The sequence below is a fragment of the Paenibacillus cymbidii genome (assembly GCF_004764705.1).
In the GTDB taxonomy this organism is placed as follows: domain Bacteria; phylum Bacillota; class Bacilli; order Paenibacillales; family NBRC-103111; genus Paenibacillus_AN; species Paenibacillus_AN cymbidii.
The window spans coordinates 145,570-168,071 of the sequence record NZ_SHLX01000002.1; the positions used below are offsets into that span (position 1 = coordinate 145,570).

Sequence of the window (22,502 nt, forward strand, 5' to 3'; positions counted from 1 at the left end):
TCATTCGTGAACGATAATCATTTTGAAAGGTCGGCGGTGTCCGGCCACGCAGTCGTTCAGCTTGCGCGCCGCTTCGCGAAACGGGACGATGTCGGAGATCAGCGCGGCCAGGTTGATTTTGCCGGCCCGCACGAGATCGATGCTTCGCTCCCACAGCTGCGGCGCCGCAATACAGGTGACCAGACGCAGATCTTTGCCCACGACCGTGTCGGAGTCGATCGCCGCCCGCCCCGAGCCATGCAGCCCGTACAACACAACAGTGCCGCCTCGCGTCACATAGCGCATGCAGTCTTCCACCGCCGCCACGCTGCCGGACGCTTCGAATACGACGTCGAAGCGTTCCTCTCCCAGCTCCGAAGCCAGCCCGCCGGACGTATTGTCGATCGTCCGCGCAGCCCCGAGCCGCTTGCCGAGCGCCAGCCGCTCGGGATCCAGGCCTACCAGCGTCACCGCGATCGCGCCGCCGGCGAGCGCCAGCTGCGTAAACAACAAACCGGCCGGCCCCGGGCCGAAGACAAGCGCCCGCTTGCCGACCAGATCGCCTGCCCGTTGCGTGGCGCCCAAGGTGCAGGTCAGCGGTTCGAGCAGCGCGCCCGCTGTGTCGTCAAGCTCGTCCGGCAACGCATACAGATTGGACGGCCTGGCGACAACGAACTGGCCGTAGCCGCCGCTGCCGTAATTGGTGCCGATTTCGCCGCCGCCTTGGCACAAATAGGACTTGCCGCTCCGGCAAGCCGTGCAGCAGCCGCAGCCGACGATGGGGTCGACCGCAACGCGTTGCCCGACCTTCCAGCCGGCGACACGACTGCCTACGCTAGCGATCTCGCCGCTTATTTCGTGACCGGGCACCCATGGCGGCTTGGCGAACGACAGCCGCCCCGCGATCATATGAATATCGGTGCTGCACACGCCTGCCGCTTTCACCCGGACGACGACGTCGTCGTCCGTTGCGGGCGGCTCCGGCCAATGTTCGACCAGTTCGATCCTGCCGCCGGTTGTCCATGCCAACGCCTTGATCGCCTTCACCCCCTTGCAATGGTAACCTCCGCTGTCAGTATAAATTCGTCGGGATCGGGGCAACAAGATTCTTTTGCTTACCCGGTTACAATCCGTTACGTTGCCTGCACCGCTGCAGGGTAGGCTCGGCTCGATTGCGATGGGTGTTGCGAAATAAGCCATGTATTATTGCTTATTTCTTAATAAAAGAGGCATCTCCGCAAAATAGCCAGTGAAATCACTGGTTATTCGGCCAAAATACCCGATTTCGGGTCGATTTGACGCAAATAACCCATGTTTTCACTGGCTATTTTGGCTGCAGCGGCTGAAATCGCGCTAATAAGCCAGTTTTTATGGGCAATTTTCGCAACCGGGCCAGCGCACCAACCTCCACACGCCCCCACCATCCGCCAGTTCCCGCACTTCCCCCACTCATCAGCTACTGTCCGTCCGCACCAGCCTCCGCACGCCCCACCATCCGCCAGTTACCGCATTTCCACCACTCATTAGCTACTGTTCGTCCGCACCAGTCACCGCATTTCCACCACTCATCAGCCACTGTTCGTCCGCACCAGTCACCGCATTTCCACCACTCATCAACCACTGTTCGTCCGCACCAGTCACCGGCTCCCCCTCAGCCCCCTCGCACCTCCCCGAACCTCACATATCGCGATACTCCTGCGGCGTCACGCCGGTCTGGTGCTTGAACATGCGGATGAAGGAGAGGCGGGAGTCGTAGCCGACCATTTCGGAAATTTCGTACACTTTATGGGAAGAGTGCTTCAGCAGCTCTTTCGCCTTGTCGATCCGGCGCTTCTGGACGTATTCCGACAAGGCGATGCCGGTCGTCTTTTTGTACAGCCGCGACATGTAGGAGGGGTTGAGCTGCACCAGATCGGCGATCGTACGGATCGACAAATCGCGGATCAGGTTATGCTCGATGTAGTCGTCGATCCAACGAACGACGTCATGGTGGGAAGGCGGCTGCTCGTCTCCCCCGCCGGCAAAAATCACTTCCGCCATATGGGCAAAAAACTGCGTCATCCGCTCCCACGACAGGTCCGAATCGACGTGCGTCAGCTTGTTCAATTCGCCGACGACGAATCCGGTGCTCACACGGGGATGCAGATTGAGATAGGACAGAAACATCGAAGCGAGCGCATGGTACATCTCCAGCTTGTAGAAGCCGGCGGCGTTATGCGTCGCGCTGCCGGCCATCATGCTGCGGTACAACCGCTCGAACCGCTCGCGTTCGCCAAGCTCCAGGTAATAACGCAGCAGCGCCAGCTTCCTGGCATTGCCTGCATACGTTTTGCTCATCGCGGTTTGCGTCTGGGAGGGAGCGAGTCCGGCGACGAACCGGTCGACCAGCTTGACGGCTTCCCCCGCTCCCCAAACGCCGAGCAGCAACGAATGCAAGTGATGGAAAAGGGCAGGGAGCTCTCTCCAGGGAACGGCGGCATAGGAAAGCGCGACGGAAACCGGAAGCTTCAGCAAATCTCCGCACATCCGCTGCATCGTTTCGGCCGCAGCCAGAACGGCGGCGAACGGCCGGGCGTCCGCCTCCTCCCCGCTGCGGCCCTCCGCCTCCGCGAAAGCGGTGCGCTCCTCGCTTCGCTCCTGCATCAGCACAACCAGCTTCGACTCCTCGAACGGAAACGAAACGAGCTCGACCAGCGGCCGCAAGTGCTCCTCGGCAATGTTGCCCACGGCAAACTGCAGCAGCTTGCGGTCGCCCGGATCGTCATGCGGCCAATTGTCGATGCGGCCGATCATCACCCGCAGCGGGGCGTCTGCGCGCAAACGTACGTCCCATTCGCGCAGCTTGGCGCCGATCTCTTCGTCCGTGACGGTCCGATTGTGCTGCAGCAGCTCGACAAAATATTGCTGCAGCAGCATCGGCGCCATGCGCATCAAACGAACCTCGGAGGCGACGGCTTTGCGCTTGAGCTCGTATTCCTGCTCCAGCTCGGCAATGGCCTTGCCTACCGCGCGCAGGATCGTATCGTCCGATTCCGTTTTGAGAATGTATTCGAAGCCGCCGCCGGACAGCACCCGCCGGGCATAAGCAAAGTCGGCGTAGCTGGTCAAAAAAATGACCTTGCAGGACGGATAAAGCCGGCGGATGTCGTCCAGCAATTCCAGACCGTCCTTCTCCGGCATGCGGATATCGGTCAGCACAAGATTGAATTTGACCTGCTCCATCAAACGCAGCGCATCGGCGGCGGTGTACACCGCACGCACTTCCAGCTCCCATTCCGTGCGCGAGGCGAACAGTTCGACCAAGCCGTCGGCGATCAGGGGCAAGTCGTCAACGATCAGCAAACGATGCATGATGCATTCCCTCCTCCGATTGTCGTACGGCCAGCCGCACCTCCGAACGCAGCCCGCCAAGCTGCGAACGGGACAGGAAAATGCCGCAATCGTCGCCGAACATCAGCTGGATGCGGCGATGCACGTTGAACAGCCCGTTCGATGTTCCCGGATCGTCGGCCAAGCCGGCGAGCTTGCCCGACAGCTCGTCGATGGCCGCATCGGAAAGGGACTGGCCGTTGTCTTCGATCCAGATCGACAGATAACCGTCCTCCGCCTGGCTGTGCACCCACAATTCCCCCCGGGCCGCATGCGGTTCGAATGCGTGTTTGAACGAGTTTTCGATCAGCGGCTGCACGATCAGGCGCGGCACGGGAACATCCAGAAACGCGTCGTCCGGCGGCTGGAATTCGACCTCGATGCGCGAGCTGTAGCAGACGGCCTGGATATTAACGTAATTGCGCGCGTGTGTCATTTCTTCGGCAAGCGGAATCACAACGTTCGCGTGGCAGGTAATGAACTGAAAGTAGCTGCCCAAATAATCGGTGAACCGTTCGACCGTTGCGGCATTGCCGGAACGGATCAGACGCTTGAGAATAAAGAAGCAGTTATACAAAAAATGCGGATTGATCTGCGATTGCATCGCCTTCAGCTCGGAGCGCTGGTTGCGGATTTCCTTCTCGTATACCTCGTGGATCAAAATGTCCAGCCGCGACACCATGTGGTTGAAACCCAGGTACAAATAATGAAACTCGTCACTGCGGCCAACCGACGAGATGGGAACAAGCTCGCCGTTTTCCGCCTTGCGGAAAGCGATGACGAGCTTCTTGAGCGGCCGATGAATCATGCGGTAGAGCGAAGCGGAGAACGACAAAGTGACCAGCGTGGCCAGCAGCAAAATAATCCACACCAGCTTGCTGTATGTGCGCATCGTATCCGGAATGTTGGCTTCCGGCACGTAGACGAGCATCGCCGCCTGCAGCGCCGCCGACCTGCGGAAGGAAACCATATGGCGTTGCCCGCCCAGCGCGATCATCTTCACGACGGAGTCGAGCTTGCGCTCCCGCTCCTCGGCGATAAACGCGTCGATCAGCTCGGACGGCGGCCCGCCGTCCGCTCCGCTGACCGTCCACCCTTTGTTCAGATCGAACAGAACCGAGTTGCCCTGGTCGGGGCTGACGATATTTTGCATGCCGCCGATCAGCTTCTGCCGCGAAAGCTCGACCGCAATCACGAACACCGGCTCGCGATCGGCCGCCACGACGGCCGGATACCGCATGCTCATGAACAGCTGCCCGCCGACCGGCACGATGCGCATAATATCCGTATTGCCCGCCAACGCTTCATACTGCGCGGTCGGCACAGACGTATAGAAACGTTCGGTTTCGAGCATGCGATTGATTTTGGGCAGGAACACTTTCACTTCCTGAATGATATTGGAGGAGGACCTTAGCAGCTGCAGCCGGCGCTGGATATCGAGAATTTTGGTCGTGCGGCTGAAATAGTCCGTCGTCTCCACCATGTTGCCCGTCTCCAGCAAGTCCTGGTCGATGACGAATTCGAGCAGGCTTTTGGCGATCCGGTTCGTTTCGGCTTCGAGCGATTGCATGTAAAATTCGTCCCGGCTCGTGACCGATTTGGAAATTTCCTGATAGATGCTTTTTTTGCCCTGGCGGTTCATCCACAAGGTCATCAGAAACAGCGATAACAATATCCCGAGCAAAATGACGATCATCTTCCTGGAAATGGACCATTCGAACCGTTTCACGATACGAAGCCTCCCTCTCTTGTGGCGGAGGTGAAAACGTTTGCAGGCGCGGAACGGACGAAGGCCGGCAAGCCGCAATCAGCCCCGACCGACAGGCGCATGTCCTGCTTGTATCGTATGCCGCTGCCCCGAACGGCGTCAACCTTTATTTGGCTGCGGCGAAGCGTGAAACATCCGGGTTGCGGCGTCCAGGCTCAGCTTCGGCCGACGGTCGACGGTGACGAGTCCGAACGGTCCGAAAGGCGCGTTCCAGCTCTGTCCGTCCGTATTGTAAAAATCGCGGCGATGCCGGTAATCGGCCCACGCCCATATAATGCCGCCCTGAATGCCGGCATCGAGCGCCGCCTGCCACACCGTTTCGAGATAACGAGCCTGGTACGTTTCGGAAAAGCGGTCGTTGCCCTTCAGCCCGAGGATGCCGTGGTTGCCGAACTCGCCGAGCACGATCGGCTTGTCCGGGTACATGCTCCGCCGCTTGCGCAGCGCTTCCAGCGTCGGCGTATAAACGAGCTGCCCGAACTCGGCGATTTCCATCGCCTGCTGCGATTGCGAGAACACGCCGTAATACAGGTTGGGAAATACAACATCGGCTTCGTCGTTGGCCAGATGGCCGAGCGAGCTGGTCGTTACGAAGCCGACAAGCCGCGTCCCGTCCAGCTCGCGCGCGCGCCGCATCAACCGCCGCATCGCCTGGATACCGACTTCCTTGTTCGTTCCGCATTCGTTGCACATGCTCCAGATGACGACGCACGGATGGTTCCGGTCCCGGCGCACCATACATGCCAGCGCCTCCTCGGCCATGTCGACGACCTGGGGATAATACTCGCGCTCGTACCACTCCGACATCCACCAGTTGAGCGGCAGCTCGGCCATGTGCAGCAGACCGATTTCGTCCATGAGGTTCAGATGGGTCGGCGATTGCGGATAATGCGCGCGAATCAGGTTCGCCCCCGTGCGCTTGATGCGCAGCAATTCCTCGCGGATCGCGCTTTCCGGCGGCGTTGGCCCGAAGTCGCCGTATTCGTCGTACCGGTTGACCCCCTTGATCAGCAGCGGCTCCCCGTTGAGCAGCAGCTCCCGCCCGCTGACCTCGATCGTGCGAATGCCGAACCGTTCCTTCACGGCGTCCACGGCGGCGTGCGGCGCCTCCGGCTGCAGCAGCTGCGCCTGCAGCCCGTACAAGTGCGGATCGTCCAATCGCCACAGCCGCGGCTCGGCCAGCTCCAGACCGATCGGCACCGTCGCGCTTCCGCCCGGCGGGCACGATACCTCGGAGAAGGCTGAGCTTGCGCGTTCCCCGTCGGGAATATCGATGCGCACCCGACCGACGAACGGGGCGGAGCGGCGATTGACGATTTCCGCCTCGCAGAAGACAGCGGCCCGCTCTCCTCCCCGTTCCGGCGCACTGCGCACGCCAACGCCGGCGATGTAAACAAAATCGGTCGTTTCTACGACTACTTCCTGCAGCAGTCCGCCATACTGCACCCACTCGACGATCGGCGTGCCCGGCAGCCAGTCCTCGCGGGGGCGGTTGTCGACGCGAACGACGATTTCGGCGGCTGCCCCTTCCGGTACATAGGGATTCAGCTCGAATTCGAACGGCAAATAAGAGCCGATGTGCTCCCCCGCGAACCGGCCGTTTACCCATACCCGCGCTTGTCCGCTGACACTGCCGAAGAGGAGGCGGTGCAGCGCCCCCGGCCGCAGCCCGTCCGCCGCGAGCGTGGCCGCGTACCAGCCGATGCCTTCGAACCCGCGGAACGCCTCCTGGTAGCAGTCCCACGCCATCGGGCTTGCAACCGGCATCCAGCCCGACTTGTCGTGCCCCGGCGCAAACCATTCGCGCCGCTCGCCGATCCGGTTGTGATCGACCTGGAACAACCAGTTGTTCACATACGTCCTGCTTCTCTCCATCGTGCTCCCCCTTGTCGAATACCCGGGCGATTGCTCCGCCGGTTATCAGCCCCGCGCCAGACCGAGCAGCTCCGCCGTCGGGCGATGAATGATGCGCTCGATCGTCTCCTCCGGAATACGCGGCAGCCGCGTGCCTTCCGCCAGGGCGTTGATCCCGCGAAACGAAACGACCGTCTGCGACGTCGTAAAAAACGGAAAATCCGAGCCGAACAGCACCTTGTCGGCGATGCCGTACTCGATCGCGTGCATCATCGCGTTGTAAAATTGCCACGGCCGCGAGCCAAGCGCCGACATGTCGGCGTATACGTTCGGATGCTTGCGCACGAGCGCCGCACATTCCCCGTGCCACGGATGGCCGAGATGGGCGACGATCATCTTCAGCTGCGGGAACTCGCGCGCGATCGGGTCCAGCATTGCCGGCCGCGACGCATCGAGATAACCGCCCGAAACGAAGGACGTGCCCTGATGCCACAAAATCGGAATGCCCAGCTCGTTCGCCTTGGCGTACAGCGGGAAATATTTTTTGCGATCGGGGTAAAAATGCTGGTAAATCGGCGCCAGCTTCAAGCCGCGCAGCCCCAGCTCCTTCACCGCGCGCTCCAGCTTGCGGGGCGCGTCGCGATCGCGCGGATCGACGCTGGAGAAGCCGAACAGCTTGTCCGGATGCTCGCGTACGTAGGCCGCCACGTATTCGTCCGGGACAACGACGCCGCTCGCGCGGCAGTTGAACGCCAGCACAATCGCCCCGCCGCAGCCGCCGAACTGCCGCCAATGCTCGTCCGGCCGCACGATCAGCTCGTAGCCGTCGCCCCACGCCCGCCTCGCGTCGGCGAGAAACCCGCCGCCAACCTGCCCGTCCCCGAACAGATGCGTGTGGCAATCGAAAATGCGCCCGTCCGTCATAGTGTAATGACCTGCCGATCGATCGTGTAGCGTGCGACCACTTCCTCGTTCAGCTCGACCCCGAGCCCCGGCCCGGTCGGCACCGCAAGGCAGCCATCCGCGTCCAATACCAGCGGGCGCAGCGCCAAATCGCGGCTGAGCGGCGAATCGTTGGTGCAAAACTCCTGGAACACGGGCTGCTGCAAATACGCGTTCACATGCAGCGACGCCGCCGTCAGCAGATCGGACGTCCAGGCGTGCGGGATGAGCAGCTTGCCGCTCTGCTCCGCCAGCGAAACGAGCTTGCGCACCTCGGTAAAACCGCCAGCCCGGGAAATGTCCGGCTGGATAATATCGACGTCGCCCTGCTCGATCAGCTGCCTGAATTCGTGCAGTCCCGACAGCTGCTCGCCGCAGGCGATGCGCGTATCCGTCGCCTGCGCCAGCTTGCGGTAGCCGGCAAGATCGTCCGAACGAAGGGGCTCCTCGACAAAAAACAGCCGGTACGGCCGCAGCTCGCGAACGAGCTCGATCGCCAGCTTCACATCCGCCGTCCAGATGCCGTCGATCATCAGCCCCATGTCGTCGCCCGCTTCGAGCCGGGCCGCCTCCACAAGGGCGATCGCCTTGCGCGGTTCGGCGGTAACGACGCCCCAACCGAATTTGACCGCCTTGAAGCCGAGCGCGCGATAGTGGCGCACCGCCTCCTTCATGCCTTCCGGCGTATGGCGGAACAAGGTGCTGGCATACGCCGGTATGCGCGTGTGATTGCTGCCGCCGAGCATAACGCCGACCGGCTGCCCGCTTGCTTTGCCGATCAAGTCCCAGACCGCGATGTCGATCGCGCTCATCGCCTGCAAGGCGGCGCCGCGCCTTCCGTGATAGAAGCTGCTGCGATACATCCGGTTCCAGATTTTGTCGCATTCGTACGGGTTGCTGCCCAGAACCGCGTACTTCAGCCCTTCGGCCATGCCAGGAATATACTGCGGCGCGTCGAGCAGCGCCTTCATGACATGAGGGTGCGAATCGCAATCGGCGATGCCGGTCAAGCCTTCGTCCGTGCGCAGCTTCAGCAGCAGCACATACTTCGGCCCGCTCGAATCGCTCTCCGTTTCGCCGATCCCGTATTCCCGCGGGCTTTCCAGAATCAGCACTTCCATGGACGTTATTTTCACCGCGATTCCCAGCTCCTCACAATACCCCGTATTTCTCGTATACGTCGCGCAGCAGCTTGCCTTCGAGCAGCTCCCGGCGCGTGCGGTTTTCCCGCTCCGCCTTGTCCAGCGCCATATCCACTACCGTTTCGAACAGGCGGGCGGGAATGACCGCCACGCCGTCGCAATCGGCGAACACGACATCCTGCGGATGCACCGTTACCCCGCCTACCGCCACCGGACAGTCGTAGGCGATGACGAGTCCGCGTCCCCGCGAATCGACCGGCTTGATGCCGGTGCAATAGACGGGAAACCGCAGCTCGCCGATCCGTTTCGTATCGCGCACCAGGCCGTCGATGACCGCTCCTGCCGCGCCCCGCATTTGGGCCGCGGTGGACAACAGCTCGCCCCACAAGCCGTTGTTGACGGACTGGTTGGTGCCCGCCACGAGCACCTCGCCCGGCTTGATGCTGTCGATCGCGCGGATTTCCATCTCGTACGGCCGTTCGGCCATATGGTACACGTCGACCGACAGCAGCGTTTTGGCCCGGCCGACAAAATTGTCCGCCGCAAGCGGCAGCAGCGGCCGAATATTTTCGCGCATCGCCTGGTGCCGGCAGCCGAGCTCATCCAACGTGTCGCAGATGACCCCGGTGTACAATTTTTCCTTCATGAGCTGAAATCGTTCGTTCCCGCCGATTGTCCCGTCCGCCATCCCGGCTCTCTCCTTCCTGTCCCCTCCGCTTTCGTACCGGTGATCGTGCCGCTCCTCGCCGCACGCCAAACGGACCTGGTTTCAGTATGAAATTTCCGTTCCGGCGAAACAAGATTCATTTCGTGCCTGCGTTACAATCGGTTACCTGCTATTCCAATCGGGCGGCGGTTGTTTTAGTATGTGGGGCAACAGGAAAAGGAGGGGCGCCGTGAATATCCGCGTGACCAGTCGATTCGCCGGTCGGACGCTGCCGGTTTATTTGTACGATGCGGGGTATCAGAAGCTGCTGGAGGAAGAGTCGTGGCGCTGGCCGTTCTACCAGCTTGTGTGCTGCTACCAGGGGACCGGCGGCATCCGGCTCGGGGACGAGCGGCATGCGCTGAAGCCGGGTACGGTCGTGTTTCTCCCGCCCGGGACGGCCCACACGTACGAAGCCGGTCTCGCGCCATACTATTTGTCGTGGGTTTCCTTCCTCGGGCCGATCGCGTCGACGCTGCCCGCCTGTTACGGCGTGGCCGAACCGCTGCAGCCGGCGATCGTCGAAGACGTCCACCACCCGGACCTGCATCTGCGCATCATGTCCGTGCTGGAATATGCCGAGTGGGACGATTCCGCCGAACGGATTTCGGTGCTGCTGTACGGCATTTATACCGAATATCTGCTGCGGCTCGTGTCCCGCTCCGGCGGCAGGGAGGAACCGGCGGCCCGCCGGCATGTCCATGCGGCCGTTCAATGGATGCGGGAGCGCCTCCACCTGCCGGCCGATATCGGCGAGCTGGCCCGCTGCCTGAACCTGTCGCGTCAGCACGTGAACCGTTTGTTCCGGCAGCGTTACGGCACGACGACCAAGGACTTCTACCTCAAGTTGAAAATGCTGCAGGCGCAGAAGGATCTGATCCACTTCCCGGAAACGGACGTGCAAACGATCGCCGCCCGGCTCGGGTTCGTGAACGCCAGCCACTTCGCCCGCGTGTTCCGCCAGATGACCGGCGTCTCTCCTTCCCGGTTTCGGGAAGTGGACGACGGCAAACGGCGGCAGTTCGGCGCCGAGAGCGAGACATGACGACGCATCACGGCATGCAAGAAACAGCCGCCCGGATCGACACCTGTTCGATCAACGGGCGGCCGATAACCGCCATTCATGCGCAAAACTGGCGACGCCGGCGCGTTAACCCAACCGGATCTCCCGGCCCGGCAGCGCCCAGTCGAAGCCCAGCTCCGCCGGCAAGGCGGCTTGTTCATAGCAGGCGACCAATTGCCGGTTAAGCCCTTCGACATACGTGATCGTGTCGTTCAGTTGATACGGCTCGCCCCGCTTGACCAGCGCTTCCGGAAAATTGGCAATTTCGCTGCGCTGCATCGCCGCGATGCAACGCGTGTGCGACATCGCCGCCTCGATGCCGCAGAGCAGCGGCCCTTCGCCGCGGATGGCGGCAATCGTCGAACGAAGCTTCTGCTCGACCGGCGACAGCGGCAGCTCGTACACCCGGCGTTCGCCGTTATGGAACCGGGCGACGATCGGTACGCCGGTTTTCTCCGTCTCGTCGTACGTCAGCTCGGCGTGCTCGAATTCGTAGCGGAAGGTCGTGCCGACTTTCTCCCGCACGGCATGCGAGCCGTAGTATAGCAGCTCCACTCCGTCCTCCGTAAACGCCCGCACCGCCGCCGTATCGAAATTTTCGATCGCGTTCGCCCGATACAGTTCGGCCGTCACGCGGGCCGGCCGGGCGCTGCGGTCCGTTTCGCTCCCAAGGACATAAAACATGTTGTGCAAATAATGCGCCGTGGCGTTGCCGGCGACGCTGTCGTACACGGGATGGCCGCGGTCGTCCCGCATTTTGCCCGCCCAGCCTCTGCCGTAGTAGCGGGCGCCGCGCGGCCACAGCGCAATCGTCCGGAACCGCTTCGGTTTGCCGAACGCACCGCTGCGAATGTCGCGCTTGATCGCCTGGATGCCGTCGTTGAAGCTCCATTGATAGCCGATGGCCACCAGCTTGTTCGCGCGTTCGCGCGCCGCGAGCATGCGTTCGGCCTCCTCGAGCGTGGCGCAAAGCGGCTTCTCGCACAAAACGTGGCTTCCGTGCGCCAACGCCAGACAAGTCTGGTCGCAGTGAAATTGAATCGGCGACGCGATGACGGCCAGATCGGCCGCGGACGCCGCATAAAACTGCTCCAGCGACGCATAGAGCGGAATGCCGCGACGTCGCAGCTCGTGCACAAACTTGCTGGCTTCCGGATACGGATCGACCGCCCCGACCAGCGTGAACGCACCGGCGTCGCTTCCCGCAAGCAGCGGCTCGACATACGAGCCGCCATATCCGCCGATCCCGATCAATACAATATTCATCTTCGTTCCCCCGCCTCCGGCTATTCCACCTATTCCTAGCACCCTTAATTATAGGCGAACGAACGAGGATTACACGCAACTTTTTTCGAGCGTACGGAAATAGTCGTCGTCGTCGCAAATAACCCTTCAAAGAGCCAGTCACTCACGGCGCATATCTTCGCGAAAGTACAGGGAGATGCGCATATAGTCGAAAAATCATACAAAATGAGTGGCACCGGCACCCGATCGCTACCCCAACATCGCCGCGAGCCGTTTGTAGTGATCTTCCAGCACCAAACAAACCATCGCCTCGACTACCGGCACGATGCGCGGGCAAATGCACGGGTCGTGCCTGCCTTCGGTGCGGATTTCCCGCTCCTCCCCGTCCTCCGTCATCGTCCGCTGCGGCAACGAAATCGACGACGTCGGTTTCACGCATACGCGAAACACAATCTCCTGCCCCGTGCTGATTCCCCCGAGAATGCCGCCCGCATGATTGCTGCGAAACCCGCCGCTGTCCATCTCGTCGTTATGCTCGCTGCCGCGCATCGACGCCGCCGCGAAGCCGGCTCCGAACTCGATGCCCTTCACCGCGCCGATCGACAGCATCGCCTTGGCCAGCTCGGCGTCGAGCTTGTCGAACACGGGCTCGCCGAGCCCGGGAGCCACGCCGCGGACGCGGCATTCGACGATGCCGCCGCAGCTGTCGCCAAGCCGGGCCAGCCGCTCGATCAGGCGCACCATCTCGGCCGCCGCATCGGCATCGCAAGCGCGTACGGCATTGCCTTCGATGGCGGCTTCGTCGAACGTCCGGCACACAATGTCGCCGACTTGACGCGTATACGCCAGCACCTGCACGCCACGGCGCTCCAGCAGCTTGCGCGCCACGGCGCCGCCGGCCACCCGCGCCGCCGTCTCCCTTCCCGAAGCGCGGCCGCTGCCCCGATGGTCGCGATGGCCGTATTTTTGCCAATACGTATAATCCGCATGGCCCGGGCGAAACGCGCTCCGGATCCCGTCGTACGCCTGCGGCTGCATATCGTGATTGTGCAGCATCAGAAACAACGGCGTTCCGGTCGTGCGCCCTTCGAACACCCCCGACATAATATGAACGACATCATACTCCTTGCGGGGAGAAGTAACGGACGACTGCCCGGGCTTTCTCCGGTCCATCTGAACCTGAATGTACGCTTCGTCGATTTCGACGCCGGGCGTCACGCCGTCCACAATGACACCGATCGCCGCGCCGTGCGATTCGCCGAATGTGGCGATGCGGAAGCTTTCGCCAAATGCATTTCCTCCTGCCATCGTCAACGCCTCCTTCTCAGTCGATCCACCGAACGTCCACTCCGAGTGCCGCCAGCCGGTCCCAATAGTCCGGGCACGTTTTGGACACGCAGCCCGGGTCGGCAATCGTGATGCCCGGCACGCGAGATCCGATCAACGACAACGCCATCGCCATCCGGTGATCGTCATGCGAATCGAGCGGCGCCGGCTGCGGCTGACCGGGGTAAACGGTCATGCCGTCCTCGCGCTCGTCCACCCGGATTCCAAGCTTGCGCAGCTCCGCGCACATCGCCGCAATCCGGTCGCACTCATGCTCGCGAATATGGGCGGCACCGGTCAGCGTGATCGGCCCGTCGGCAAAAACAGCCAACGCCGCCATCGTCAGCGTCTGGTCCGACCAGCGCCGCATGCTGAGCGTGAAGCCGCCCCGCAGCCGGCTTGCCCCCCGCACCTCGGCAAAATCCGCACCGCACGCAACCTCGCAGCCCATACGCTGCAAGGCTTGCAGCACCTCCGCGTCGGGCTGGCTCGTGCGCCGGGCGTCGAGCCCTTCGATGCGAACGCGACCGGCCGTCAGCGCCGCCAATGCCCAGAAGTAGCCGCATGTCGATACGTCCGGCTCCAGCCGAAGCGACTGCGCACGGTAAGCGCCGACGGGCACAACGATCGTTCGCCCGTCCGGCGACACTTCCGGCGTTGCGCCGAACGAAGCCATCATCGCAAGCGTGATGCCAACGTAGTCACGCTGTACGACTTCGCCCGCGACGCCGATCGTTACCGGGCTCGCGGCGTAAGGCGCAGCGAGCAGCAGCCCGCTGATGAACTGGCTCGAAACGGAGCCGGGCAGCTCCAAGCGGCCGCCGGCCAATCCGTTCGCACGCAGCGTAAACGGCAACCTGCGCTCCTCCTGCCCGTAATCGAACCGGGCGCCGAGCTCCGTCAGCGCTGCGAGCAGCGGCGCAAGCGGCCTTTCGCTCAGCCGCCGGCTCCCCGCCAGCTCCCACTCGCCGGCGCTAACCGCCAGCACCGCGGGCAAGAAGCGGGCCAAGATCCCCGAAGCGCCCAAAAAGATCGCTCCCGCGCGGTTCGGCCATTTGCCGCCGCAGCCCGATACGACGGCCCGTTCCCCGCCCTGCGCAACTTCGACGCCGAGCCGGCGCAGCGCCTCGATGCACCAGTACGAATCGTCGCTGCGCAAGACGCCACCCAGCTCGCTTTCCCCTTCCGCCAAGGCGGCCATTAACAAGGCGCGGCTGGTCATGCTTTTACTGCCGGGGACGCGGATTGTCGCTTCGATTGCCGCTGCCGGCGGACCAACAACGACTGCCTGCTTCTCGTTATAAAGCGACCACGGGGACCGGGCTTGCCGGTCCGGTTGATGCGTGGACTGATTGGACATGCCTCCAACACTCCTTTTGCCATGAATCGTTTATCCCGATTATAATGAGCGTATTGAAATAAATGAAATTGGAATATTCGCATTCTGACATAGAGGTGATCTATACCTGTGGCCAACGCAAAAACAAATCCAACCAATCTGGAAACGTACCGGGTGTTTCTGCATACGGCGCGATGCGGCAATTTGACCCGGGCCGCCCAGGAGCTGCATCTTACGCAGCCGTCGGTAAGTTACGCGATCAAGCAACTGGAGGAAACGTTCGGCGTCAAGCTGTTTCACCGGCTGCCGAAGGGAGTGGAGCTGACGGAGGAAGGGAAGGCGCTGCACGGCTATGTCGAGCTGTCGTTTGCGGCGCTGGAAACCGCAAGCAAACATCTGCACAACCTGAAGCAGCTGAACGAGGGGGAACTGCGCATCGGAGCGAGCGATTCGCTGATCAAACAGCTGCTGCTGCCACAGTTGAACGCGTTTCACCGGGAATACCCGGGCATCCGCATCCGGCTGTCGCACGGCAAAACGCCAGAGCTGGCGCAGCGCCTGCGCGAGGGCGCCATCGATTGCGCCGTTGTCCATATGCCGCTGGACGATGCGCAGCTTGACGTGCTGCCGATCGCCGAATGGGCGACCTGCGTGGTTGTCGGCGAAGCGTATCGCGAGCTGGCACAGCAGCCGCAGCCGCTGACCGCCGGCGCGCTTGCGGCGCTGCCGCTCATCCTGCTGTCGCCCGGCAGCAGCACCCGGCAGTTCATCGAAGCGTGGTTCGCGGCGAAGGGCGTCGCGGTGAAGCCGGACATCGAGCTCGGCAGCGTCGATCTGCTGCTCGAATTCGCGCGAACGGGATACGGCGCGGCGTTCGTCAGCCGCGTCTTCACAGAGGAGGAGCTGCGCAGCGGCAAGCTGTTCGAGCTTGCCCTGCGCGATCCGCTCCCGCCGCAAACAATCGGCCTCGCCGTCAGGCAAGGCCGATCGTTGTCCGCGGCAGCGCAGCAATTCGTGCAGCTGTTCCGGCATTTGTAAGCCGCTGTTCCGTTCCGGCACTTGTAAGCCGCTGTTCCGGCTTCTGTAGCGCCGCTACCGCTCCAGCAGCCCGCCTTCGCGCAGCGTCCGGGCCTCCGTGTCGAGCAGCAATGTGCGGATCTCGAATCCGCCCAGCTCCACGCGCTGCTCGAGCCCGAGCGCCGGCACGCGGACCGTTGTGCCGCGCGCCTCGCCGGTCGGCTCGAACAAACGCAGCACGTACGCGTCGCCGCGCTCCGCCAGCTTCAGCGCCGTCAGCTGTACGACGCCGTCGTCGAGCTCTACGGCAGCTTGCGGCCGCTCGCCGCCGCCCTGCGGGAAAAACGACAACGCATAAGGCCGCTCCCCTTTTGCCAGCGCCTCGCGATCTACGGCGGCAAGCCGCTCCCCGGCCGAACCGCCGTTCAACCAGAACGTGTACAACCGCTCCCCTTGGTCGATACGCGGCGAGAACCGGTCCTGCCGCATGATCGGCCGGTTGCGAATCGGATGCGCGCAGTAACCGGGACTGCGGATGAGCGTCGGCCGCATGACGCCGTCCGCGCAGTCGGAGCCGTACACGCCGTCGTTGATGAGCGTCACCGCCATTCCGACCGCTCCGTCCTGCCCTTCCGCCGCAAGCGCGGTCCACTTCTGCGCGACCGCCTCCGCGCCGTCCGCCGGCAGCCGCTGCACCCCGTACGCCGTCTGGCCCCAATAACGCGAACCGTCCCCCATGACCAGCGTCGGAATCGACAGCTTGGCCATCTTGTCTTTTTCGTTCCAGAACAGACGCACCTGCACTTCGAGCTCGGTCCCCCGCTTCGGCAGCTTGTAGGTGACGACCGCCGCCGAGTCGCCGTAGGCAAGCAGCGCCTCGACCACGGTGCGCACATCCCCGTCCTCGATCACGCGCACGGCCGGCGGCCGCTTGCCGCGCAAGCCGGAGAACGCCGCCGCCCGAGCCGGGGACATCAACGCGAATCGGCCGATAATCGGGCCGAACCGGTCGGTATCCATCCGCCACGAATCTTCGTTGTCGGCCACGACCAGCGGTTGGAACGCTCCCGCGTCCGGCTGCAAATACGACACGCCGTTCACCGCGTACCCGTCGATCAACCCCGTCGCCGCATTGAGCTCAACCTCCAGCCCCGACTCATTGCGGAAACGCAGCTTGCCGTCCCGCTTGGCGAGGCGCGCCTGCGGTTTTTCCGGCAGCACCTCGATGCGGCAATCGAACCGGTTCATCGCCGACGGCGCAAGCTCCGCTTCGAACACGACGCGCTTGCGCCAGTCGAGGTTCAGGTTGCTGTGCTCTTTTTCCGCTTGCGAAGGCAGCCGGACACCGTCCCGGTATACGACCGGATTCGAGAACTGCTCCTCCCAGTTCTGGTCCGCCAGCATGAATTCGCATTCGAACGCGCCGCGCACCGGGAACGGATGCGGGTTGTAGACAAGAATCGGATACTCGCCGTCGCCGGCTTTCGGCTGGCCCGCCGCCAAGGCAAAAAACGCCCGCGCCTTCACCCGCGCCACCGCCTCCAAACCGTGATCGAGCAGCCGCAGCGAAGCTTCCTCCGCCGGCTGAATCGACGATCCGGGCAAAATGTCGTGGAACTCCCCCAGCATCAAATCGTGCGTCGCCTCTCGCAGCTCCACCTGCGGATAAACCATTAACCGCTGCATGGACGCGGCCGCCGCCATTTTTTCCGTCATGAAGAGCTCGTTCTCCAACTGGCGGTGCTTCATCTTCACACGAATCATCGAGGTGTAGCAGCCGACGAACCGCGGGTTGAGGTCGTCCGCATGCTCCGGCAGCGAATTGCCGCCCTTCGCCGCCAGCTCGGCGAAATACCGCTCCGGCGTCGAATGCGCAATCTCGACATCCCCGGTCTCCGCGATCAGCTTGCCGATCCGGTCGAGATCGAGACGCGACGGCCCGCCGCCGTGGTTGCCAACGCCCCAGAGCAGCAGCCCGAGCTCCTTGTCCGGATGCTCCTGCAGCCATTTCTCCACCTTCTTGTGCGCCGCTCCCAGCAGCGTGTTGTAGCCGCCGGCTATTTGATACGCTGTCACCTTCGAGCCGTCGAAGCCGACCCAGGCGAATTCCCGGGCGGGGCCGGCCAATCGCCCTTCCGGGCGAAGAAAAATATACGAATCGAAGCCGGCCTTCGCCATGATTTGCACCAGGCCGCGCGAATGGCCGAACGAATCGAAATTGATCGTCGTCGTCGGTTCGGCGCCGAATTTGTCGCGGAAATACGCCCGGCCGAGCACAATGTGCCTGACGATCGATTCGCCCGACGGCATGTTGCAATCCGGCTGCAAATACCAGCCGCCCATCATGTGCCAGCGCCCTTCCCGCACAAGCCGCTGAATGCGCGCGAACAAGGCCGGCTCGTACTCCTCCACCCAGCGGTACAGCAGCGCCTCGTTGTGGTTGAACACGAACCCTTCATATTCCTCGCAAAAATCGGCCGCCGCCCGGAACGTCGAAATCGCCGCCGCCGCTCCTTCTTCCCATTCCCACTGCCAGACCGGATCCAGGTGCGCGTTGCAAAGCAAATGCAGCTTTCTGCCCATCAAACAAACCGCCTTTCCATTGTCGGATGCCTTCCTCGCGAATCCCCTTCATTGTGGAGCGCAACGGGCGGGAAGTACATGCAGGGGAATCGCAACATTTTGCACGAAAATAACATGGGGCTTACATTCACGCCGCGTTACTGTTTACAATAGGGGGAGGCGGTGGAACGGCATGAATATCAACGAAGCGGCCAAACGGCTGAACGTTTCGAAGCGGACGATCCGCTTTTACGAGGAAAAAGGGCTGTTGTCCCCGCAGCGGGGCGAGGCCAATTCGTACCGCATCTACACGGAGCGGGAGCTGTGGCGGCTGCAAACCGTCATCGCGCTGCGGGAAATCGGACTCGGCGTGGAAGAAATCAGGCGGGCGCTCGGAAACGGAGAAGGGGCCGGCGACGACGGCGAACTGCTGCGGTATTTGGAAATCCAGCGCGCCCACCTGTTCGCGGCCTGGCTGGAATACAAGGAGCAGCTGAAAACGACGGAAGCCATGATCGACGCGGCGCGACGGGAGCGGACATTGCCGCTCGAGCGGCTTCACGCGCTGGCGGACGGGCTGAAGCGTTTGCGGGAAACGCGGAGCAGCTGGAAGGACGTGTGGGATTTCGACCGCCGGGCTTCCTCCCACGACGTGGAAACGGCGGCCGCGACCGGGCCGTACCCGCACTATGAAGCGACGCTCGATACGATCCATCGCTGGACCCGGCCGCACGAGGACGAAATCGGGCTCGATATCGGCACGGGAACCGGCAATTTGGCCGGCCGTTTTGCGGCGGGCGGCTGCAAGATGGCGGCGATCGACCAGTCGCGCGAAATGCTGACCAAGTGCCGGGAGAAGTTCCCGCAGCTGGAAACGAAGCTGGGCAACGCGATGGCGATTCCTTATCTGGACGGTCAATTCGACTTTGCCGTCTCCAGCTTCGCCCTGCACCATCTGACGGACGGGCAGAAGCTGCTGGCGCTGGCGGAAATACGCCGGGTGCTGGGGCCGCGCGGGCGCATCTGCATCGCCGACTTTATGCTCGGGGAAGAAGACGAGCCGCTTGCAGGTGGCGAAAGCCCGCACGAAGGCTTCATTCCGCCGCTGTCGCTGCTCGCGGACTGGCTGGAGGACGCCGGCTACGTGGCCAAATGGCAGCGTTTGTCCGGCCTGCTGCACATTGTTTACGCGGTGCCGATCCGGTAAAATCGTGCCAAAGAGGGGATTGACCTTCACGCGGCGTGACGGTGTACGTTTGGTCAGGCAAACGAAAACCGTCATGGAGGGAAAAACATGCCCAATCATCACCACATTTATCGGCACGAAGCGGAAAGGTACGACGCGCTGATTGTCAGACAGCCGGACTTGCTCGCGGAGATCCGCTCCATCTGCGACCCGGCCGGCAAAGACATCATTGACCTGGGGGCCGGGACGGGAAGATTGACCGTTCCGCTCGCCGGCGTGGCACGATCCATCGTCGCCACGGACGCTTCCGCCGCCATGCTGGAGGTTGCCGAAGCCAGGCTGAAGCGGCTCCCCCGGCGCAACTGGTCGACGGTCGTCGCCGACAACCGGGCCATTCCGCTGGACGACGGCAGCGCCGATCTGCTCGTATCCGGCTGGAGCATCAGCTATACGGCGGGCTCGGGCGAAGCCGATTGGGAACGCAATCTTGCGGCCACGATGGGCGAAATCGGGCGCGTGCTGCGTCCCGGCGGCACGGCGATCATTTTTGAAACGCTGGGCACCGGGGTTGAGACGCCAAGTCCGCCTCCGTTTTTAACCGGTTATTACGCGGCGCTGGAGCGCGACTACGGCTGCCGCCACCGCTGGATTCGCACCGACTATACGTTTGACGACGCTGCGCAGGCGGCGGAGCTGGCCGGATTTTTTTTCGGCGACGCCATCGCAGCGCAGATCGTTTCCCGCGGGTGGCGGACGCTGCCGGAGTGCGCCGGCGTATGGTGGTTCACCGTTTCGTAACGCGTTGCGGGTATGAAATTTTGCCCCGGGAGGAGCGCCATCCATGTCGATGCACGAAGTCCGGCAAAGCGGGCCGCAGCTGCAGAGCGCGGTTTGCGGCAGCATAACGATCGGCGACGCGCTGGTCGACATTATCGAAGTCAACGTGGAACACCCGCTCGGCACCCGAAGCTGTCCGCCGCATTCGCACACGTGGTACGAAAGCAATTTCGTCTGCGAAGGCGCGATGCGCACCGGTTTCTTCGGCGGGCCGCTGGAGGAAGCGAAGGCCGGCGACTTTTTCGTCATTCCGCCCGGCATGGAGCATGAGCACCGTTACGACCCGGTGCACCCGCACTCCGGCATTTACCTGCGCTGGATGGTAAGGCCGGTTCGGGAGAGCGGCGAGCGAGCCGCCCCCGGCGGGTTCAGCGCATTCGCGACGCTTAACTCGCTCAAAGATTGGCCGCCCGGCTGCTTGCGCGACGAACACGGGCTCGGCCGGCTGGTCCTGGGCCTGTTCGCCGGCGCCGCAGCCGGGCACTCGCCGCTGCGGCTGCAGCTCGCTTTTGCCGACTTCCTGCTTGCGCTGGCCGCCGTGCGGCAGCCGCCCGAGCAGCGCGCCCCCGCCGCCGGCAGCCATTCCGACGCGGCGCTGCTGCGCAAAATCGAGCTTTATCTAAACGACCGGCCGGGCCTGAAATGCAACGTGCACGAGCTGGCCGCATCGCTGCACATGAGCTACGGGCATCTGGCGCGCAAATACAAGCAATTGACGGGCGGCACCATTGTCGACCGGCTGACGAGCATCCGGCTCGAACGCTCCCGCGAGCTGCTGGAGCGCACCGACAAACCGATACGCGAAGTGGCGCAAGTGGCCGGATTTGCCAGCGAATTTTATTTCAGCCGCATCTTCAAGCGCCTGACAGGCGTCAGCCCGCGCGACTACCGCGAAGGGGCGGCGCGGGAGCGCTGACGGAAGCGAGGCGGCGGCCGCCATGAGCCATGAAAAGGAGAACAACCAACCGATGAATCCGCAACCGTACGACCGCTCCGGCCTGCGGGCCGACTGCGCCCGCTGCTTCGGGCTCTGCTGCGCGGCGCTGCCGTTCGCGCGCTCGGCCGACTTCGCGATCGATAAAGCGGCCGGGAAGCCCTGCCCGAATTTGTTGGCGGATTTTCGCTGCGGCATTCATGCCGGCTTGCGGGAGCAAGGCTTTCGCGGCTGCACCGTTTACGACTGCTTCGGCGCGGGGCAGCGGGTGTCGCAGTCGACCTACGGCGGCCGCAGCTGGCGCGAGGCGCCGGAAGCAGCCGCCGCCATGTTTGACGTTTTCCCGGCGGTACGGCACTTGCATGAGCTGCTGTGGTATATAGCCGAAGCGATGACGCTGCGGCAAGCGCAAACGATCCATGCGCAGCTCGCCGACGCGTTCGCCGAAACGGAGCGGCTCGCCCTTATGGACGCCGCAGCACTGCAGGCGCTGGACGTTGCGGCGCACCGGGCCGGCGTCAACGAGCTGCTGCTGCAAGCGAGCGAGCTTGTTCGCGCGGAAGCGCGGCAGCGGCCGCTCTCCCGCCCCGGGCGGCGGCGGTCCTTCGCGCGAGGCGCCGATCTGGTCGGCGCGAAGCTGCGCGGCGCGGACCTGCAGGGCGCCAACCTGCGCGGCGCGTATTTGATCGCCGCCGACTTGCGCGGCGCGGATCTGCGCGGCGCCGATCTGATCGGCGCCGATTGCCGCGACGCCGACCTGGGCGGCGCCGACCTGAGCGCAAGCCTCTTCCTGACGCCGATGCAGCTGCACGGGGCGCGCGGCGACGCCGCCACCAGGCTGCCGCCGGGCCTGGACCGGCCGGCGCATTGGCCTCTGAGCTGACGCCGATGAACGACGAAACGGGCCGGACGCCATCCCGCCAGGGAAGGTATCCGGCCCGCCGTTTGCCCCCTCTTCAGCCGTCTCATCCAAAATAGCCCATAAAAAGTGGCCTATTTGCCCCATTTCACCCTTATCATCCCAAATATCCAGTGAAATCATGGCCTATTCGCGCCAAATCGACCCGAACTCTGGCATTTTGGCCGAATAGCCAGTGAAATCACTGGCTATTTCGTTACAATCACCCGTTTTTTCCGAAATAGGCCATAAAACATGGCCTATTTCCAATGATCACCTTACTTGAGCGGACCAAACGGTGCCTTGAGCAGGCAGGAACCGTTAATCGCCAGCCT

At 63.0% G+C, this 22,502-nt stretch carries 17 protein-coding genes; 6 read left to right on the plus strand and 11 right to left on the minus strand.

The window, feature by feature from the left end:
* From EXY20_RS03975 to EXY20_RS04005, 7 genes are all read right to left on the minus strand, one after another.
* Window positions 1–1,008 (minus strand): zinc-dependent alcohol dehydrogenase, encoded by a 1,008-nt coding sequence (locus EXY20_RS03975; protein WP_167858969.1) that lies wholly within the window; start codon window positions 1,006–1,008, stop codon window positions 1–3.
* 648 nt (window positions 1,009–1,656) lie between these two features.
* Entirely contained in the window at window positions 1,657–3,330 is a 1,674-nt protein-coding gene (locus EXY20_RS03980) for a response regulator transcription factor (protein WP_135547911.1), read from the minus strand.
* Window positions 3,308–5,077: a sensor histidine kinase gene (locus tag EXY20_RS03985; RefSeq protein ID WP_135547913.1), complete on the minus strand. Its 1,770-nt coding sequence runs from the start codon at window positions 5,075–5,077 to the stop codon at window positions 3,308–3,310. The genes EXY20_RS03980 and EXY20_RS03985 overlap by 23 nt, the downstream gene beginning before the upstream one ends.
* 138 nt (window positions 5,078–5,215) lie before the next feature.
* Complete coding sequence (locus EXY20_RS03990; RefSeq protein WP_135547915.1) at window positions 5,216–6,991, minus strand: glycoside hydrolase family 2 protein; 1,776 nt, start codon at window positions 6,989–6,991, stop codon at window positions 5,216–5,218.
* Window positions 6,992–7,036: 45 nt separating this feature from the next.
* Entirely contained in the window at window positions 7,037–7,894 is an 858-nt protein-coding gene (locus EXY20_RS03995) for an amidohydrolase family protein (protein WP_135547917.1), read from the minus strand.
* Window positions 7,891–9,048 carry a mandelate racemase/muconate lactonizing enzyme family protein gene (locus EXY20_RS04000; RefSeq protein ID WP_135547920.1) on the minus strand — a complete coding sequence of 386 codons (1,158 nt, stop codon included), beginning with the start codon at window positions 9,046–9,048 and terminating at the stop codon, window positions 7,891–7,893. Before EXY20_RS04000 ends, EXY20_RS03995 begins: the two co-directional genes overlap by 4 nt.
* 16 nt (window positions 9,049–9,064) lie before the next feature.
* Window positions 9,065–9,742 (minus strand): RraA family protein, encoded by a 678-nt coding sequence (locus EXY20_RS04005; protein WP_207671219.1) that lies wholly within the window; start codon window positions 9,740–9,742, stop codon window positions 9,065–9,067.
* 208 nt (window positions 9,743–9,950) lie between these two features.
* Here EXY20_RS04005 and EXY20_RS04010 point away from each other — a divergent pair, with 208 nt between their 5' ends.
* Complete coding sequence (locus EXY20_RS04010; protein WP_167858970.1) at window positions 9,951–10,805, plus strand: AraC family transcriptional regulator; 855 nt, start codon at window positions 9,951–9,953, stop codon at window positions 10,803–10,805.
* 105 nt (window positions 10,806–10,910) lie between these two features.
* Here the strand turns inward: EXY20_RS04010 and EXY20_RS04015 are convergent, their stop codons facing one another.
* The 3 genes from EXY20_RS04015 to aroA form a co-directional block, all read right to left on the minus strand.
* On the minus strand, window positions 10,911–12,089 hold the full coding sequence (locus EXY20_RS04015) for a Gfo/Idh/MocA family protein (RefSeq protein WP_135547924.1): 1,179 nt from the start codon (window positions 12,087–12,089) through the stop codon (window positions 10,911–10,913).
* Between the two features lie 228 nt (window positions 12,090–12,317).
* The gene (aroC, locus tag EXY20_RS04020) at window positions 12,318–13,376 is read right to left on the minus strand and encodes a chorismate synthase (protein WP_135547926.1); all 1,059 of its coding nucleotides are present in this window, start codon (window positions 13,374–13,376) and stop codon (window positions 12,318–12,320) included.
* 16 nt (window positions 13,377–13,392) lie between these two features.
* Window positions 13,393–14,754, minus strand: a complete 1,362-nt coding sequence (gene aroA / locus EXY20_RS04025; protein ID WP_135547928.1) for a 3-phosphoshikimate 1-carboxyvinyltransferase — start codon at window positions 14,752–14,754, stop codon at window positions 13,393–13,395.
* Window positions 14,755–14,862: 108 nt separating this feature from the next.
* Between aroA and EXY20_RS04030 the strand changes: the two genes are divergently transcribed.
* On the plus strand, window positions 14,863–15,771 hold the full coding sequence (locus tag EXY20_RS04030; protein WP_135547930.1) for a LysR family transcriptional regulator: 909 nt from the start codon (window positions 14,863–14,865) through the stop codon (window positions 15,769–15,771).
* A 54-nt stretch (window positions 15,772–15,825) separates the two neighbouring features.
* Here the strand turns inward: EXY20_RS04030 and EXY20_RS04035 are convergent, their stop codons facing one another.
* Window positions 15,826–18,333 (minus strand): glycoside hydrolase family 38 N-terminal domain-containing protein, encoded by a 2,508-nt coding sequence (locus tag EXY20_RS04035; RefSeq protein WP_135547932.1) that lies wholly within the window; start codon window positions 18,331–18,333, stop codon window positions 15,826–15,828.
* A 172-nt stretch (window positions 18,334–18,505) separates the two neighbouring features.
* Between EXY20_RS04035 and EXY20_RS04040 the strand changes: the two genes are divergently transcribed.
* From EXY20_RS04040 to EXY20_RS04055, 4 genes are all read left to right on the plus strand, one after another.
* Window positions 18,506–19,519 (plus strand): MerR family transcriptional regulator, encoded by a 1,014-nt coding sequence (locus EXY20_RS04040; RefSeq protein ID WP_135547934.1) that lies wholly within the window; start codon window positions 18,506–18,508, stop codon window positions 19,517–19,519.
* A gap of 87 nt (window positions 19,520–19,606) precedes the next feature.
* The gene (locus EXY20_RS04045) at window positions 19,607–20,296 is read left to right on the plus strand and encodes a class I SAM-dependent methyltransferase (protein WP_135547936.1); all 690 of its coding nucleotides are present in this window, start codon (window positions 19,607–19,609) and stop codon (window positions 20,294–20,296) included.
* 43 nt (window positions 20,297–20,339) lie between these two features.
* Window positions 20,340–21,251: a helix-turn-helix transcriptional regulator gene (locus EXY20_RS04050; protein WP_135547938.1), complete on the plus strand. Its 912-nt coding sequence runs from the start codon at window positions 20,340–20,342 to the stop codon at window positions 21,249–21,251.
* Window positions 21,252–21,303: 52 nt separating this feature from the next.
* Complete coding sequence (locus tag EXY20_RS04055; protein ID WP_135548429.1) at window positions 21,304–22,152, plus strand: pentapeptide repeat-containing protein; 849 nt, start codon at window positions 21,304–21,306, stop codon at window positions 22,150–22,152.
* The last annotated feature ends 350 nt before the right edge of the window (window positions 22,153–22,502 follow it).